The sequence below is a fragment of the Actinomadura litoris genome, from assembly GCF_009733595.1.
In the GTDB taxonomy this organism is placed as follows: Bacteria; Actinomycetota; Actinomycetes; order Streptosporangiales; family Streptosporangiaceae; genus Spirillospora; species Spirillospora litoris.
Window position 1 is genome coordinate 237,741 of record NZ_WOFH01000007.1, and the last position, 15,479, is coordinate 253,219.

Below are 15,479 nucleotides of genomic sequence, written 5' to 3' on the forward strand. Positions count from 1 at the left end.
AAAAGTGCCTCGGGCAAGCGGGCCGAAGGATCTGGGGCCGAGGGCGGCGAACCTCTCCCGTGGCATTGCGGGGTCGGCTCATTCTTTCGGCGACGGCGACTGGAAGGAGTGAGGCGATGACGCTGCCGGCTCTGAGGTTCGACACGCTCATCCTGCCCGGCGCGGATCGGGCGGCGGGGCGCGCGCGACAGTGGCTGAGGGGGCTGCTGGGAGAGCATCCCGCACTCGGCGACGCGGCGCTGTGCATGAGCGAGTTGGTGACGAACGCCGTGCGCTATACCGAGTCCGGTCGCAAGGGGCATGTCCGGGTGGAGGTGAGCCATTCCGAGCGGATCGTGTGCATGGAGGTCGTCGACGACGGCGGTTCGGAGACCGTCCCCCACCTGGCGGTCGTGGACGGGATGGGGACGTGCGGGCGCGGTCTGATCATCGTCGCCTACATGGCCGACCGGTGGGGGGTCGGGCGGCGGGGAGGGGGCCACGCGGTGTGGTTCGAGATGTCCCGGGATGGTTGACAGGAAATGACGTCCGGTCCCGGCCAGCAGGAACGTCCGAGCGTCAAACGCCGCCGTCAATGCAGGGATAACCCCCTATTCGCGGCCGAATGTGGTAAATCCACTTCTGTCGGGATGAGCGCGGAAAAGCTAGGCTTCAACTGCTTCCCGCCATTACCTTCGGGACGGTCCATGCGCACTTCCTCGCGACTGCTGGCGGTTTCGGCCACGTCCGGCCAAACGGCGCCCGTGCCGGACGAGGCGGTGACAGAACTGGATCCGTCTGGAGCCACTGTCCTCGTCCTGCGGCCACACGACCACGCGTTCGCCGTCCAGGACGCATCGACGCTGCGCAAGCGCATCCTCAGCGGACAGGGATTGGCGGACCTGGCCGCGCCTTTCGCCGGTGCCGCCGCGGAGAACGGCACGGTGCGGGTGGCGTCCGACTGGCTCGGTATGCGGCAGCTCTACGGAGTCCGGGGCGACAGGTGGGCCGCCACGGGGACGTCCGCGCGGGAACTGGCCAGGCTCGCGGGGCGCGGCCCGGATCTTGAGGCCCTCGGCGTCTACCGCCTCGTCGGCCATTTCCTCGACGAGGACACCGCGTTCGACGGCGTGCACACGCTCCGCGCCGGGCACGGCTGGACGCTCGCGAAGGGGCGGCTGATCGAGAGCGAGATCGACCCGGGTGACTTCCGTACCGGACACGCGCCGCGTGTCGAGGAGGCGGTGCGGGAGTTGGCGGCGCTGTTGCGCACGACCATGCAGCAGTGCCTGGACGAGCACCCGGACGCGATCCTGCAACTGTCCGGCGGATTGGACACGCGTCTCGTCCTGGCGGCGATTCCGCCGTCCCGCCGCGCCGGGCTGGAGACGCTCACGCTGAGCGCCGACGACAGCGGCGACGCCGCCACGGCCGCGATGCTCGCGGAGCGGTACCGCATGCGGTACAAGGTGATCGACCTGGCGGGGCTCCAGCGGCTGGAGCCGGCCGAGGTGCACCGCCTGGTGCTGGACGCCTCGCGCCGTCGCGAGCAGGTCCTCAACCCGCTGCACCTGAGCCTGCTGGAGTGGGTCGAGGAGCAGACGGGGGAGGCGCCGCGCATCAGCGGCCTCGGCGGCGAGCTGGCGCGCGGCATGTACTACGCGATGCAGCGCGGGCGCCCCAGCGTCACGCCCAAGCTGGTCGACCGGCTGGCGAGGTGGCGCATCTTCAGCCTGGACCCGGTCGACTCCGCGTGCCTGGACCCGGACTTCGCGCGCGAATCCGAGGCCGCCGCCAAGGCCCGCCTGCGCGAGATCTTCACCGGCATAGGCGGGGACTGGCTCTCCGCCACGGACGCCTACTACTACCGGCAGCGGTACCACCGCTCGGTCGGCGCGGTCATCACCAGCTCGTGCACGGAGCACACCTGCCTCAACCCGCTGCTGCACCCGCGTTTCGTCGCGCTCGCCGAGGCGCTGCCGCCGGAGGTGAAGCGCGGCTCGCGGTTCAACGCGCGGCTGGTGGCGGCGCTCGACCCCGAGCTGGCCGCGCTCCCGATGGACACGGGGGTCCGCCCGGCCGCGCTCATGGCGCCGCGCCCGCTGACGCTGGTGCGGACGGCCCGGGACCAGGGGACGAAGGTCGTCCACAAGACACGTCAGAGGTTGTCGCGGCGCGGCGACTCCGCCACGGCCACCTCCGCGCTGGCGCGCGCGCTCGTGACGCACTGGCGGGCCGAGCCGAGCCTGCTGGAGCCGGTCGCCGCGACCGGCCTGGTCGACCGCCGATGGCTCGACCGGCTCCTCTCGGGCACCGAGGTCCCGGCCCCGGCGACGACCGGCTTCCTCGCCCTCCTGGAAGCCGCGTTCACCCCCTGACCTGCGGCGGCGTTGTCAGGCGCGTCACATCCGGTTGACCTCGACCTTGGTTGAGGATTGATCCTGGTGGCCGGGGCGAGGACAAAATGTCAGACCCCGACGGAATACTCCGGCAGACGGCACGGTTTAATCGTTCGCGAAAGTGTCAGTCTCTGCAGTATTTTGCTGCGGCATCCCCCGACAACGACCCCCGGCCCCGGCATGCCCTGCCCGGGACCTCGACGATTGGAAGTGAGTTGACCGCTCCCGCGTCCCCCAAGGCGGCGGACGGCCAGGTGGAGGCCCCGGCCTCCGGCGGAGGTCTCGACCGCGGCGTCCTCGCGGCGGCCATGGTCGTCGTCCTCGGCGCGATCATGTCCATCCTCGACGTGACCGTCGTCAACGTCGCCATCAACGATCTCGCCCGGGAGTTCGAGACTCCCCTGTCCACGATCCAGTGGGTCGCGACCGGCTACACCCTCGCGCTGGCGACCGTGATCCCGATCACCGGCTGGGCGTCCGCCCGGTTCGGCACCAAGCGCCTCTACATGATCTCGATCGCGCTGTTCGTCGTCGGCTCGATGCTGGCGGGCTCGGCGTGGTCGGCGGAGTCGCTGATCGCCTTCCGCGTCCTGCAGGGCCTCGGCGGCGGCATGATCATGCCCGCGGGCATGACGATCCTCGCCCAGGCGGCCGGGCCGCAGCGCATCGGCCAGGTGATGAGCGTCGTCGGCATCCCGATGCTGCTCGGCCCGATCCTCGGCCCGATCCTCGGCGGCTATCTCGTCGACGACGTGTCCTGGCGCTGGATCTTCTTCATCAACCTGCCGATCGGCATCGTGGCGCTGCTGATGGCCGCCAAGATCCTCAAGCGTGACAAGCCGCAGCGGACCGAGCGGCTGGACGTCATCGGACTCGTCCTGCTCTCCCCCGGCCTCGCCTCGCTGATCTACGGCCTGGCCAAGGGCGCCGAGCTGAAGGACTTCCTGAAGCCCGAGTCGGCGATCTACACCGCGGTCGGCGCGGCGCTGGTCCTCGGGTTCGTCGCCCGCGCGCTGACCGCCCGCAGCCCGCTGATCGACCTGCGGCTGCTCAAGCGCCCCTCGGTCGCCGCCGCGTCCGGCACGATGGTGCTGTTCATGGCCGCGTTCATGGGCGCGATGCTGCTGCTGCCGCTGTACTACCAGACCGTCCGCCAGCAGGGCGCGCTGCACTCGGGCCTGCTGATGGCCCCGCAGGGCCTCGGCGCGATGATCACGATGCCGATCGGCGGCAAGCTGACCGACCGCATCGGCCCCGGACGCGTCGTGCTCGTCGGCATGGTCGTCGTGGTGGCGTCGATGGCGGGCTTCGCCTCCGTCCTGGAGGCCGACACGTCCTACTGGGTGCTCGGCTCGGTCCTGTTCGTCACCGGCCTCGGCATGGGCATGACGATGATGCCCACCATGGCCGCCGCGATCCAGACCCTCGCCCACGACGAGGTCCCGCGGGCCAGCACGATGCTGAACATCATCCAGCAGGTGTCGGCCTCGCTCGGCACCGCGATGATCTCGGTGCTGCTGGCCAACCGCCTCGCCTCCAACCTCGGCGGCTCCGGCGGGGGCGAGATCGGCTCCGCGGAGAAGATCCCGGACGCGGTCATGGACAAGATCGCCAAGCCGATGGCGGACGCGTTCCAGCACACCTACTGGTACGCGGCGGGCCTGCTGATCTTCGCCTTCCTGCCGGCCCTGCTGCTGCCGCGCAAGAAGCCGGAGACCCCGGCCGCCGACGCGCCCATGCCCATGCACTGACCGAAACCCAGCCGCGCAAGAACCGGATCACGACGGCCCTGTGACTCCCCGGAGTCGCAGGGCCGTGGCGTTCCCCCAGCCCACCGAATCGCCACGAGGGCGCCGTCCCCCTGCGACCGCCCGGCGCGAACCGCGGCACCGCGCCGGCCAAGCCCACGACGCACATCGAAGCGGCAGGACGCGGAACGCTCCGCGATGCCGGCTCGCCCGCGCTACGCGGCCCGGCGCGAGACGTCTCCCACCCCGCCTCGGCAACGCCAGGTCCACGCGGCATGGGACGGCACCGTCCGGGCCCGCCGCCAGATCACCGCCGACCCCGTCAGTGGCGACCGGTGTCGATGACGCAGAAGCGATTGCCTTCCGGATCGGCGAGCACGACGAAGTCGGCGTCGTCCGGATAGTCGTCCCAGTCGACGCGCCGGGCGCCCAGGGACACCAGCCGCTCGACCTCGGCGGCCTGATCGGCCGCGTCCCCCGCGTACAGGTCCAGGTGGACCCGCGGGTGCTCCTGGACCGGCGTCTCACTGAGACCGAGCGACACCTGCACCCCGGTCCCCTCCGCCGGGACCAGAACCACCCAGTCGTCTTCCATCTCCTCACGTGGAACGTACCCGAGGGCCTGGGTCCAGAAGGCGGCCGCACGCGGCACATCCGAGACGCCCAGTACGACGGAACCGATACTCAGCATCCGCCGATTCTCGCGGACGGCGGCGGGCCCGCCCCCACGGGGCGGACCCCGGAGGTCGGGGCACCGGATGATCGTGCGCATTGCGGTGAGTCGATCCGATACGTTCCTGGCCGTGGACGGGATCGTGGGCACCATCGCGACGGCGGCGGGCATGTTCGCCGGGACGAACGTGGACGACATCATCGTGCTGACCGTGCTGTTCCTGTCCTCGCGCGCCACCGGCCGCCCCCGCCCGTGGCAGATCTGGGGCGGTCAGTACGCGGGGATCGCGGCCCTCGTGCTCGTCTCCGTCGTCGCCGCGCTCGGTCTGACGATCGTGCCCGACGACCGGGTGGGCCTGCTCGGCCTCGTCCCGCTCGCGCTCGGCGTCAAGGGGCTGGTCGCCGCCGTCCGCACGCGCGACGGCGAAGACGGCACGTCGCCCGCCGTCGCGACCGGCCTGCTGCCGGTCGCCGGTGTGACCATCGCCAACGGGGCCGACAACATCTCGGTCTACACACCCGTCTTCCGGACCACCGGCACGGCCCCGACGCTCGTCACCATCGGCGTCTTCGCCGTCGGAGTCGCCCTGTGGTGCCTCGCCGCCTCCTGGCTCGGCTCGCACAAGAAGGTCATCGAGATCGTCGAGCGCTACGGCCGGTGGCTCGTCCCCGCCGTCTTCGTCGCCATCGGCGGCCTCATCATCATCGAGTCCGGCGTACTCGCCGAAATAGCCTGAGCCGCGAACTTCTTCTCAACCGGTCGCAGAGGGGCACGAGGTGACTCAGCGCCACTTTCCCACTACTCCGGCGGCATAGATTTGTCACGGTGTGGTGCCGTCCGGGCATGGCGTGGAGGCTGCGGTGTCGTGACGCCGCGCACCGGTGTTGTGGCGCGGAGGTCGGTGGCGGCGTGGCCGGATCCGGCAGCTTCAGCGAGGCGCTGGCGCGTTCCAAAACCCGGCTCGGGACCCGCGTGGGTCCCGAGCCGGGTTGCGCCGTCCTGGGCTCGGTGAGGCCCGCCGAGGCTCATACCACGCCCCGAGGGCGCCCGCGACGCACCCGTCGCGTCCCCGGCGCCAGGTGTCGGAGCCCGTCCGGTTCATGCGCCCGGGATGAACGTCCCAGGTGTTCCCCAGAGCGACCCGGCCCTCCGCGCAAGCGCACTACCAGGCACCATGCGGCGCCGCCGGAAGCGACCCCACCAGCGAAGCGGTACCCCGCACTGCCCGCTGGAGCACGCCCAGACGCGGCAAGGCGCGCCTGGAAGCACACCGCGGTGCTCGCGAAGCCACGACCACGGCCCGAATCACCAGGCGAGGGCGCGGGTCGAGACTTCGAGTCCACCACCTGACCCACGAGGGCACCGCCCGAACCGGAGGGCGGAACCCGCAGGCCAACACCATCGCGCTCGCCAAGACCTCGCGATCCGCGCCGGAAGGCGAAGGCCGCGGGCCAGGGCCTAGGGAGCACCAGCGCACCCGCCAAGGCTCGGACCAGGACCCGAACCGCCAGGCGAAGGCCGTGGCGCGGGGCTTCGAGAACGCCGACACGCTCACGAGGGCGCCGCCACGGGCCGTACCGTCGAGTGAGAGCCGCGGGCCGGGACTTCGGGAGCACCGCGGCGCCCACCAGGCGACCGCCACGGCCGGATGGCCAGGTCAGGGCTGTCGGGTGATGCTCTGAAGGCCCGTCCTAGACGAGCATGTGGTCGAAGTCGCCGTCCTTGGCTCCGCCCACGAAGGCCTCCACCTCCTCGCGCGTGTAGACGAGGATCGCACCCTCGGGGTCACGGGAGTTGCGCACGGCGATCTCCCCTGTGGGGAGTTCGGCCATCTCGACGCAGTTACCGCTCGGGTTGCTCCGCCGGCTCTTCTGCCAGACGAGCGCGCTGCGTCGGACGTCCGGCAACTGGTGGCCGTCCATCTTTGCCCCCTCAAAGGCGTCTCGGCCTCCCGCCGGGAGGCCGCGCTCTCGCCCCACCCCACACAATGGTACGAGATGCACGTGCATTCGTTCTTGCATACGTTCATGCAGACGGTCTTGCATCTGCACGACTTGGGGAGCAAGATAGCGAACCATCGCCGGTGACCCATCCGCTCGCCTCTGAGGTTTGACAATGACCGTTGACCAGGCAGACGACGTCGCAGCTCCCGCCGCCATGGGAGGCAGGCGGGCGCGGCACGCCGCGGCCGTCCACACGCCCTGGCCGGACGTTCCCGCGCACGCGCCCACGCGCCAGCACACGGTCCCGGCCGCGACGGCCAGACCCGTGCCCGCGCCGGGGCTCGCGGGGCTCTGGCCCACACCCCACTCGGGCGCGCCGCGCACGGCGCGCCGCGTCCTGCCCGCGGAGATGAGCGCGCCCAAGGCGGCGCGCGACTTCGCCCAGGCCACGCTGCGCGAATGGGACGTCGCCGGAAACCGCGAGGACGTCGTCGTCGCGGTCTCCGAACTCGTCACCAACGCGCTGCGGCACGGCATGGAGGGGCTCCCCCAGCCGCTGCCCCTGTGTCCGATCCAGGTCGTCCTGCTCGGCCACGCGCGGCGCCTGGTCGTCGTGGTGACCGACCCGGGGCGCCGCATCCCCGAGGCCGTCGCGTACGACCCGGACTGGTTCGGTGACGGCGGCCGCGGGCTGCTCGTCGTCGGCGCGGTCAGCGACTCGTGGGGCTGGGCGCGGCTCGCCACCGGCGGGAAGGCCGTCTGGGCGGCCTTCGACCTGTAGGTCAGGCGTCCGGCGCCTGCGGCACCGCTTCCGGGCGCGCCGGGTTCTCCAGTTCGCTGAGGAACTCCCGGGCCCAGCGGTCGACGTCGTGCTCGATGACGCGCCTGCGCATCGAGCGCATCCGGCGTGCCTGCTCGGCGGGCTCGGCGTCCAGCGCGGCCAGCAGCGTCCCCTTGAGCCCGTCGATGTCGTAGGGGTTGACCTGGAAGGCGCCCCGCTTCAGCTCGGCGGCGGCACCGGCGAACTCGCTCAGCACGAGCGCCCCGCGCATGTCGCGGCGGCAGGCGACGTACTCCTTGGCGACCAGGTTCATGCCGTCCCGCAGCGGTGTGACGACCATCACGTCCGCGGCGAGGTAGAGGGCGGTCAGCTCGGCGCGGTCGTAGGAGCTGTGCAGGTAGTGGACGACCGGGAAGCCGATCTCGCCGTACTCCCCGTTGATCCGTCCGACCTGCTGCTCGATCTCCTCCCGGAGCAGTTGGTACTGCTCGACGCGCTCGCGGCTCGGCGTGGCGATCTGCACCATCACGGCCTGGCCCGGCTTGAGGTCGCCGTCCTCGAACAGCTCCCCGAACGCCTGGAGCCGCTGGGTGATCCCCTTGGTGTAGTCGAGGCGGTCGACGCCGAGCAGGACGGTCGCGTCGCCGAGGTCGGCGCGGATCTCCTGGGCGCGCTCCACCACGTCCTCGCGTGAGACGAGGTCGTTCAGCTCGCCCACGTCCACCGAGATGGGGAAGGCGCGGGCGCGGACGACGCGGTCGTCCCAGTACACGTCCTGCTTGACGTAGCGCGCGTCCAGCAGCCGCCTGCACAGGCGGACGAAGTTGGCCGCCGCGCCCGGAAGCTGGAAGCCGACCAGGTCGGCCCCGAGCAGCCCTTCGAGGATCTGGCGGCGCCACGGCATCTGCCAGAACAGCTCCAGCGGCGGGAACGGGATGTGCAGGAAGAACCCGATGCGCAGGTCGGGGCGCAGTTTGCGCAGCATGGACGGGACGAGCTGAAGCTGGTAGTCCTGCACCCAGACGATCGCGCCCTCACTCGCGACGCGCGCGGCGGCCTCGGCGAACCGCTCGTTGACCCGGACGTAGGCGTCCCACATCGCCCGGTCGTAGACGGGCGGCGCGACGACGTCGTGGTACAGCGGCCAGAGCGTCGCGTTGGAGAACCCCTCGTAGTAGAGCTCGACCTCGCGCGCCGACTGCTCGATGGGGACGAGCGACATGCCGTCCTCCTCGAACGGGTCCAGCCGCTCGTCGGGGGCGCCGGTCCAGCCGATCCACGTGCCGTGCCTGCGCCGCATCACCGGCGCGATGGCGCTGACCAGCCCTCCGGGGCTGCGCCGCCACGCGGGCTCCCCGTTCGGTCCGACGATCCGATCCACCGGCAGCCTGTTGGCCACCACCACGAACTCACTACCGCGCGACACCGCGACCCGCCTCTCCAGGAACACTTGCCGATCACCATGCCCAGAAACGGTCATCGAGAACATCTTGTCACTTCGACGTAAAGACCAGATGGCGGAAAGGCCGGATGTCAGGAAGTCGGGGTGTCCGTGGATGGGGATTGGAGCGGGCCATATCCCTTTCGCGGCAGGTGACCGTTGTTCACCTACTCGTCACCTTTGATGCGATCTGACGGAAAAGTTACTTTCGTCACACTTGTCATCGCGGGCGTGGCGCGCTTCCCGGGGGGTGTTCCAGCGGGCCGATCCTACGCCCGTGAACAGGAAAAACGGCCCCCGGCGCGCGGGGTGGACCGCGCCGGAGGCCGAGCGGGGCTGAGGGGGGTCAGGCGTTCACCGGCTCCCTGGCGGGGGCGTCCTCGTCGCGGCGGCGGCCCCAGAGCAGCGCGTCGACCGAGAAGCGGCCCGCGCCGGTCAGGGCGAGGAGGAGCGCGAGGGCGCCGAGGATCAGGACGAGCTCGTAGCCGCCCTTGTCGGCGAACAGGCCGTTGTCCTTGTGGACGTACCAGAAGGCGCCCGCCATGTCGGCCGCGAGCAGCAGGCCCACCAGCGGGAGCAGGGCCCCGACGATCAAGGCGACGCCTCCGGCGAGCTCGACCCAGGTGGCGAACGCGGCGGCCGCGCCGGGCATCGGGATGCCGAGGCCGTCGAACATCTTCGTCACCCCGGAGTGCCCGAGGTCGTTCAGCTTCTGCCAGCCGTGCGCGACGAACACGATGCCGAGCGCCAGCCTGCCGATGAGCAGGCCCGTGTCGGCCAGCTGCGGGTACCGGCGGGCGGGGAGCATAGGTCTCTCCTCTGGTTGAAGGTTCAGTTCAAATATGAACTAACTCTACGTTAGCAGAGTGACGCGGATCCAGACCATCGTGAAAGTTCAACCTGTGTACCGGCCAACTAGAATTCACGTCATGACCGATGCCGGAGGGCCACTCGACCCCCGCGAGCTGCGCGCCTGGATGGCCTTCCTGGCCGCCGGCCACCTGATCGACCACGAGATCGAGCGGCAGCTCAAGCGGGAGGCCGACCTCTCCCACCCCGAGTTCGAGGTGCTCGTGCGGCTGCGGATGGCCGAGGGCAACCGGTTGCGCATGTCCCACCTGGCGCGCGAGGCGATGGTCTCCAAGAGCCGCCTGACCTACCAGGTCACGCAGCTGGAGCGTGCCGGTCTGGTCAAGCGCACGGGCTGCGAGTCCGACCGCCGCTCGGTGTGGGCCGAACTGACCCCCGAGGGCATCGAGCGGCTGGACCGGGTGCGCCCGGGGCACCGGCAACTCGTCCGCGAGACGCTGATCGAGGTGCTGTCGCCGGAGGAGATCGACCTCCTCGGGGACGCGCTCACCCGCGTCGCCGACCGGCTGCGGGCCCGCTAGGCGTGCGCGACTTCGGCGGCGTCGTCGAACGGACGCCGGCGCGGGTCGTCCGCCCGGGGTCGGCGGAGGAGGTCGCCGCCGCCGTGCGCGAGGCCGCCGCGACGGGCCTGGAGATCGTGCCGCGCGGGGCGGGGCACTCGACCTACGGCCAGTCACTCACCGGCGGCGTCTGCCTCGACATGCGCGGGCTCGCGGGCGTCCGCGAGGTCGGCCCGGACCGTGCCGTCGTCGGCGCGGGGACCACCTGGCGCGAGGTGCTCGACGCCACGCTCCCGCATGGGCTCACCCCGCCCGTCCTGACCGACTTCCTTGACGTGACCGTCGGCGGGACGCTCTCCTCGGGCGGCGTCGGCGGCGCCTCGCACCTGCACGGCACGCAGGCGGCGAACGTCCTGGCGCTGGACGTGGTGGTGGACGGGCGGCCGGTGAGCTGCTCCCCCACCGTCCGTCCCGAGGTGTTCGAAGCCGTCCGGGCGGGGCTCGGCGCGCACGGCGTCATCACCGGGGCCACGCTGCGCCTCGTGCCCGCGCCGGACCGCGTGCTGTCCTGCACGATCCCGTGCCGCGACACGGCCGACCTGCTGCGCGTCCAGCGCGAGGTACGGGCCGACCACCTCTCCGGCCAGGCCAAACCGTCCGCCGAGGGCTGGAGGTACGAAGCGAAGGCCGTCCTACACCTAGGCACGACCCCGCCGCACACGACCACCGTCCGGCCTCCCAGGACTGCCGCTCAGACCACCCCCACACACACGGACACCTCACACCTGGGCGCCACCCAGGCTCCAGGCACCGCCCCGCCGCCTACGGGCACCGTCCAACCTCCCGGAACTGCCGCTCAGATCGCCACCGCACACGCGGACACCTCGCACATGGGCGCCGTCCAGGCTCCGGGTGCCGCTCCGCCGCCTATGGGCGCCGTCCGGGGTCTGGGGGCTGCTGCTCAGACGGTCGGCGTGCAGGCGGGCGCCGGCTCGTGCGTGGGTGGTGTTCCGCATGCGGGTGAGGTGCCGTCGGGGACCAGCGAGGTCGAGGAGCTGTCCTTCCTGGACTTCGCGGATCGGCTCCGTCCCGATGTTGCGGAGTTGACCGTGCTCGGCGAGTGGGCGCGGCCGCATCCGTGGGGGATGGTGTTCCTGCCGGGCGCCCGCGCCGCCGAGGTGATCGAGGAGACGCTCGCGTCGATGACCGCCGCCGGCCTCGGCCTCAGCGGGGTCGTCCTGGTCAAGGCGCTGCGGATCGGGGACGTCCCGATGCTCGCCGCGCCCGCCGATCCCGTCCTGTTCAGCCTGCTGCGCACCGCGTCGCCGGGCTGCGCGGGGGTGGCGGAGATGCTGGCCGGGAACCGCGCGCTGCTCGCCCGCGCCGAGGCGGTCGGGGGCACCCGCTACGCGGTCGACTCGGTCCCCGGCCGGCGGCTGGACGGCGCCGCGTCACTGGGCCAGGGCTAGGACCTGCGCGGCGGGCAGGGACACGAGCGCCTTGCCGGGCACCAGCAGCTTGGACCGGCGCAGGCCGCTGCCGATGACGACCTGCGGCGCGGCGGCGACCGCCTCGTCCACCAGGACCGGCCAGCCGTCCGGGAGGCCGACGGGCGTGATGCCGCCGTACTCCATGCCGGTGAGCGCCGTCGCGTCCGCCATCGGCGCGAACGACACCTTGCGCGCGCCCAGATGCTTGCGGACGACGCCGTTCACGTCCGCGCGGTCGGTGGCGAGGACCATGCAGGCCGCGTAGGTGACCTCGCCGCCGCGTTTGGCCGCGACGACCACGCAGTTCGCGCTGACCTCCAGCGGGACCTCGTAGCGCTCGCAGAACGCCGCCGTGTCGGCCAGCTCGGGGTCGATCTCGGCGACCTCGCCCTCCGGGACGGCGCCGACCGCGGCGGCCACCGCGTCCGCGAGCAGGTCCGGACGCGCGGCGGCGGGCGTCCATTCGAGTGTGCCGACCATGGTGCTCCCCTCGTTGTCCCGCCCCACCCTGCCACGCCGAGCCGTGGTCACGAGCCCAGGTAGCGCAGGACGGCGAGGACGCGGCGGCTGCGGCCGACGGCCTGGGACAGGTCCAGCTTGTCGAAGATCGCGTTGACGTGCTTCTCCACGGCGCTCTGGGAGATGTGCAGGTGCGTCGCGATGGAGGCGTTGATGTGGCCCTGGGCCATGAGGTCGAGGACGTCCCGCTCGCGCGGCGACAGGCGGCTCAGGGGGTCGACGTGCGCGCTGCGGACGAGGAGCTGGCGCACCACCTCCGGGTCGAACGCCGCACCTCCGCCACCGACCCGCTCCAGCGCGTCCAGGAACTCGTCGACCTGCGCGACGCGGTCCTTCAGGAGGTAGCCGACGCCGGTGGTGTCGGCGGTGATCAGCTCGGTGGCGTAGCGCTTCTCCACGTACTGCGACAGGACGAGGACGCCGACGCCCGGCCAGCGGCGGCGGATCTCCAGGGCGGCGCGCAGGCCCTCGTCGGTGTGCGTCGGCGGCATCCGGACGTCCACGACGACGACGTCGGGCGGCGCCGCGGCGACCGCCGCGACGAGGGCGTCGCCGTCGCCGACGGCGGCGGCCACCTCATGGCCCTCCTCGGCGAGCAGGCGCGAGAGGCCCTCGCGCAGCAGGGTGGAGTCCTCAGCGAGCATCACCCGCATGGCAGGTCCGCGCTGATCACGGTGGGCCCGCCGGCGGGGCTGTCCACGCCGAAGGTGCCGTCCAGCGCGGCGACCCGGCGGGCGAGCCCGGCCAGCCCGCCGCCCGCGGGGTCGGCCCCGCCGGTGCCGTCGTCCTCGATGCGCACGGCGATCATTGTGCCGCGCGCCGCGACCCGCACCCGCACGTGCCGCGCCCCCGAGTGCTTGGCGGCGTTCGTGACGGCCTCGCAGATCACGAAGTAGGCGGCGGTCTCCACCGCGTGGGGCGGCCGGTCCGGGACGTCGTAGCCGATCGTCACCGGCACCGCGGACCGCTCGGCGACCGTCTCCAGCGCCGCCCGCAGGCCCTCGCCGTCCAGCGCGGCGGGGTAGACGCGCCAGGTGACCTCCCGCAGGTCCTCCAGCGCGCGGCGGGACTCCTCGTGCGCCTGCCGCAGCAGTTCGGACGAGCGGCCGGAGTCCCCCGCGCGGCGAGCCCGGCCGATCAGCATTCCGAGGGCGACGAGCCGCTGCTGGACGCCGTCGTGCAGGTCGCGCTCGATGCGGCGGCGCTCGTCGTCGACCGCGTCCACCACCTGCGCGCGGGTGACCGACAGCTGGGCGATGCGGCGCTGGTACTCCTCCAGCGGGCTCGGACCGAGGCAGCGCCGCGCCACCGCGCGCTCCAGCGCCACGACCCCGACCAGGCCCTGCACGGCGACGAACAGCAGCACCGCGCCGAACACGGCCGTGTAGACGACGATCAGCGGGCTCGGCGGGATACCGTCCATGTAGTCGCCGGTCACCCACCAGCTCCACAGCAGCCCGATCGCGCTGGCGCCGCCGTAGAGGATCAGCAGCAGGATGATGCCGCCGAGCAGCCCGACCGGCACCCGCAGCAGGAGGTAGGACAGCGCCCGCAGCGGGCCGAACTCGACCGCCCGGTCCTCGGCGAAGAACGTCGCGAGGCGGCGCCGCTCCAGCTCGGTGAGCCGGTTCGCGCCCCGGGCGACGACCCCCGGCACCGTTCGCGGGCCACGCGAGAAGGCCAGCGCGGGCGCCATGACCAGCACGGCGACGGCGAGCAGGATCATCTCGATGCCCGCGCTGAACAGGCCCAGGGTGAGGCCCGCCAGGGCGCGGGCGGCGCGCGGGCCGCGCCCTTGCCTCGGGGGAGGCGCGGCCACACCCTCAGAAAATGCGATCACGTTCGAAGTCTCTTGTCTCGGCGCGGTGCGTCCCGGGCTCGCGGCCCGTCCGCCTGGACTTCACGATACGGAGGCCGAGGAACACGAGCACACCGAGCACCGCCAGCACCAGGACGATCTTGGAGTAGACCCCGACGTACTCCTCCACCGTCCGCCAGTTGTCGCCGAGCTCGTATCCGGCCATCACGAACGCCGTGTTCCACAGCAGGCTGCCGAGGGTCGTGTAGACCAGGAACGTCGTCATCCGCATGCGCTCCACCCCGGCGGGGACCGAGATCAGGCTGCGGAAGATGGGGATCATGCGGCCGAAGAACACGGCCTTGCCGCCGTGCCGCGCGAACCACGCCTCCGTCCGGTCGAGGTCGGAGAGCTTCACCAGGGGCAGCCGGTCGACCAGGCGGCGGATCCGGTCCCGGCCGATCAGCGCGCCGATCCCGTACAGGGCGAGCGCGCCGACGACCGACCCGACCGTCGTCCACACCAGCGCCGCGACCAGGCTCATCCGCCCCTGCGCGGCGGTGAACCCCGCCAGCGGGAGGATCACCTCGCTCGGCAGCGGCGGGAACAGGTTCTCCAGCGCGATCGCCAACCCGGCGCCGGGCGCGCCCAGCCGGTCCATCAGGTCGGTGGCCCAGCCCGTGATGCCCCCGGTGGGCTCGTTCTCGGCCGCCCGGGAGGCCAGCGCGTACGTCATCTCGATCATGTGTACGACGCTAGGAAGCCGCGGCTCCCGCCGCCATGGAGTGCACCGCCGACCTGACCGGCCGCGCGCCGCACCCCGGCCCTGCGGAAAACCACACCCCCATCCCTGACGTCCACCGCAAACCCCAGCCTGTGACGGGTGCCGCGGGCGCGGCCTGGGTCGCGGGAGCGCAGGGCGCGGGAGCGCAGGGCGCGGGAGCGCAGGGCGCGGGAGCGCAGGGCGCGGGAGCGCAGGGCGCGGGAGCGCAGGGCGCGGGAGCGCAGGGCGCGGGAGCGCAGGCACTGGGGGGTGCTGCGCGGGAGCGGCGGCGGGGCGGTCAGTGGGCGGGGGTGGGGTGTGCGCGTGGGAGCGGGGGGCGCGGGCCCGGGACGGGGCGTCCGCGGCCGGCCAGGTAGGAGGCGCGTTCCAGCTCGTCCTCGAAGGCGAGCACGAGCATGTCGGGCGCCTCGGGGCCGGGGCGCACCAGCAGGTACGGGACCCCGGCGCGTTCGGCGAGGTAGGCGAGCCCGTCCTCGCCGCGCTCGTACAGCCGGGCGCCGGTGAACCGGGCGAGCACCTCGTCGTGCGGGGCGATCTCCTCGCGCATGCGGACA

At 72.3% G+C, this 15,479-nt stretch carries 16 protein-coding genes; 7 read left to right on the top strand and 9 right to left on the bottom strand.

Going from position 1 to position 15,479, the window contains the following annotated elements:
• Positions 1 to 116: 116 nt before the first annotated feature.
• From GNZ18_RS21475 to GNZ18_RS21485, 3 genes are all read left to right on the top strand, one after another.
• Complete coding sequence (locus GNZ18_RS21475; protein ID WP_156218315.1) at positions 117 to 515, top strand: ATP-binding protein; 399 nt, start codon at positions 117 to 119, stop codon at positions 513 to 515.
• 243 nt (positions 516 to 758) lie between these two features.
• Positions 759 to 2,357 (top strand): hypothetical protein, encoded by a 1,599-nt coding sequence (locus tag GNZ18_RS21480; protein ID WP_156218316.1) that lies wholly within the window; start codon positions 759 to 761, stop codon positions 2,355 to 2,357.
• 236 nt (positions 2,358 to 2,593) lie between these two features.
• Positions 2,594 to 4,129 carry a DHA2 family efflux MFS transporter permease subunit gene (locus GNZ18_RS21485; protein ID WP_246250112.1) on the top strand — a complete coding sequence of 512 codons (1,536 nt, stop codon included), beginning with the start codon at positions 2,594 to 2,596 and terminating at the stop codon, positions 4,127 to 4,129.
• Positions 4,130 to 4,448: 319 nt separating this feature from the next.
• Here the strand turns inward: GNZ18_RS21485 and GNZ18_RS21490 are convergent, their stop codons facing one another.
• The gene (locus GNZ18_RS21490; protein ID WP_246250113.1) at positions 4,449 to 4,898 is read right to left on the bottom strand and encodes a VOC family protein; all 450 of its coding nucleotides are present in this window, start codon (positions 4,896 to 4,898) and stop codon (positions 4,449 to 4,451) included.
• Between the two features lie 31 nt (positions 4,899 to 4,929).
• Here GNZ18_RS21490 and GNZ18_RS21495 point away from each other — a divergent pair, with 31 nt between their 5' ends.
• A complete protein-coding gene (locus GNZ18_RS21495; protein WP_312874655.1) occupies positions 4,930 to 5,535 on the top strand; it encodes a cadmium resistance transporter in 606 nt (201 codons plus the stop codon).
• A gap of 955 nt (positions 5,536 to 6,490) precedes the next feature.
• Here GNZ18_RS21495 and GNZ18_RS21500 read toward each other — a convergent pair.
• Complete coding sequence (locus GNZ18_RS21500) at positions 6,491 to 6,721, bottom strand: DUF397 domain-containing protein (RefSeq protein ID WP_156218320.1); 231 nt, start codon at positions 6,719 to 6,721, stop codon at positions 6,491 to 6,493.
• A gap of 193 nt (positions 6,722 to 6,914) precedes the next feature.
• Here GNZ18_RS21500 and GNZ18_RS21505 point away from each other — a divergent pair, with 193 nt between their 5' ends.
• On the top strand, positions 6,915 to 7,523 hold the full coding sequence (locus GNZ18_RS21505) for an ATP-binding protein (RefSeq protein WP_156218321.1): 609 nt from the start codon (positions 6,915 to 6,917) through the stop codon (positions 7,521 to 7,523).
• 1 nt (position 7,524) lies between these two features.
• On the opposite strand, the gene GNZ18_RS21510 is transcribed toward GNZ18_RS21505, so the two are convergent.
• Together GNZ18_RS21510 and GNZ18_RS21515 are read right to left on the bottom strand one after the other, a co-directional pair.
• Positions 7,525 to 8,973, bottom strand: coding sequence for an alpha,alpha-trehalose-phosphate synthase (UDP-forming) (locus GNZ18_RS21510; RefSeq protein ID WP_374225453.1), 1,449 nt, complete (start codon positions 8,971 to 8,973; stop codon positions 7,525 to 7,527).
• Positions 8,974 to 9,310: 337 nt separating this feature from the next.
• The gene (locus GNZ18_RS21515; RefSeq protein WP_156218323.1) at positions 9,311 to 9,772 is read right to left on the bottom strand and encodes a DoxX family protein; all 462 of its coding nucleotides are present in this window, start codon (positions 9,770 to 9,772) and stop codon (positions 9,311 to 9,313) included.
• Between the two features lie 121 nt (positions 9,773 to 9,893).
• Here GNZ18_RS21515 and GNZ18_RS21520 point away from each other — a divergent pair, with 121 nt between their 5' ends.
• Together GNZ18_RS21520 and GNZ18_RS43730 are read left to right on the top strand one after the other, a co-directional pair.
• Positions 9,894 to 10,355, top strand: a complete 462-nt coding sequence (locus GNZ18_RS21520) for a MarR family winged helix-turn-helix transcriptional regulator (protein ID WP_156218324.1) — start codon at positions 9,894 to 9,896, stop codon at positions 10,353 to 10,355.
• A 2-nt stretch (positions 10,356 to 10,357) separates the two neighbouring features.
• A complete protein-coding gene (locus GNZ18_RS43730) occupies positions 10,358 to 11,803 on the top strand; it encodes an FAD-binding protein (RefSeq protein ID WP_156218325.1) in 1,446 nt (481 codons plus the stop codon).
• Here the strand turns inward: GNZ18_RS43730 and GNZ18_RS21530 are convergent.
• The 5 genes from GNZ18_RS21530 to GNZ18_RS21550 form a co-directional block, all read right to left on the bottom strand.
• On the bottom strand, positions 11,786 to 12,304 hold the full coding sequence (locus GNZ18_RS21530) for a YbaK/EbsC family protein (protein WP_156218326.1): 519 nt from the start codon (positions 12,302 to 12,304) through the stop codon (positions 11,786 to 11,788). The genes GNZ18_RS43730 and GNZ18_RS21530 overlap by 18 nt on opposite strands.
• 47 nt (positions 12,305 to 12,351) lie before the next feature.
• The gene (locus GNZ18_RS21535; protein WP_156218327.1) at positions 12,352 to 12,996 is read right to left on the bottom strand and encodes a response regulator; all 645 of its coding nucleotides are present in this window, start codon (positions 12,994 to 12,996) and stop codon (positions 12,352 to 12,354) included.
• Complete coding sequence (locus tag GNZ18_RS21540; RefSeq protein ID WP_312874656.1) at positions 12,987 to 14,183, bottom strand: sensor histidine kinase; 1,197 nt, start codon at positions 14,181 to 14,183, stop codon at positions 12,987 to 12,989. The genes GNZ18_RS21535 and GNZ18_RS21540 overlap by 10 nt, the downstream gene beginning before the upstream one ends.
• On the bottom strand, positions 14,167 to 14,877 hold the full coding sequence (locus tag GNZ18_RS21545; protein ID WP_246250167.1) for a DedA family protein: 711 nt from the start codon (positions 14,875 to 14,877) through the stop codon (positions 14,167 to 14,169). The genes GNZ18_RS21540 and GNZ18_RS21545 overlap by 17 nt, the downstream gene beginning before the upstream one ends.
• Positions 14,878 to 15,202: 325 nt before the next feature.
• The gene (locus GNZ18_RS21550) at positions 15,203 to 15,472 is read right to left on the bottom strand and encodes a hypothetical protein (RefSeq protein ID WP_156218329.1); all 270 of its coding nucleotides are present in this window, start codon (positions 15,470 to 15,472) and stop codon (positions 15,203 to 15,205) included.
• Positions 15,473 to 15,479: the final 7 nt, after the last annotated feature.

Coding starts and splice junctions, on each gene's coding strand:
- GNZ18_RS21500 (WP_156218320.1), bottom strand. CDS start 6,721: ATGGACGGCCACCAGTTGCCGGACGTCCGACGCAGCGCGCTCGTCTGG.
- GNZ18_RS21515 (WP_156218323.1), bottom strand. CDS start 9,772: ATGCTCCCCGCCCGCCGGTACCCGCAGCTGGCCGACACGGGCCTGCTC.
- GNZ18_RS21490 (WP_246250113.1), bottom strand. CDS start 4,898: ATGCGCACGATCATCCGGTGCCCCGACCTCCGGGGTCCGCCCCGTGGG.
- GNZ18_RS21475 (WP_156218315.1), top strand. CDS start 117: ATGACGCTGCCGGCTCTGAGGTTCGACACGCTCATCCTGCCCGGCGCG.
- GNZ18_RS21505 (WP_156218321.1), top strand. CDS start 6,915: ATGACCGTTGACCAGGCAGACGACGTCGCAGCTCCCGCCGCCATGGGA.
- GNZ18_RS21545 (WP_246250167.1), bottom strand. CDS start 14,877: ATGACGTACGCGCTGGCCTCCCGGGCGGCCGAGAACGAGCCCACCGGG.
- GNZ18_RS21550 (WP_156218329.1), bottom strand. CDS start 15,472: ATGCGCGAGGAGATCGCCCCGCACGACGAGGTGCTCGCCCGGTTCACC.
- GNZ18_RS21520 (WP_156218324.1), top strand. CDS start 9,894: ATGACCGATGCCGGAGGGCCACTCGACCCCCGCGAGCTGCGCGCCTGG.
- GNZ18_RS21530 (WP_156218326.1), bottom strand. CDS start 12,304: ATGGTCGGCACACTCGAATGGACGCCCGCCGCCGCGCGTCCGGACCTG.
- GNZ18_RS21535 (WP_156218327.1), bottom strand. CDS start 12,996: ATGCGGGTGATGCTCGCTGAGGACTCCACCCTGCTGCGCGAGGGCCTC.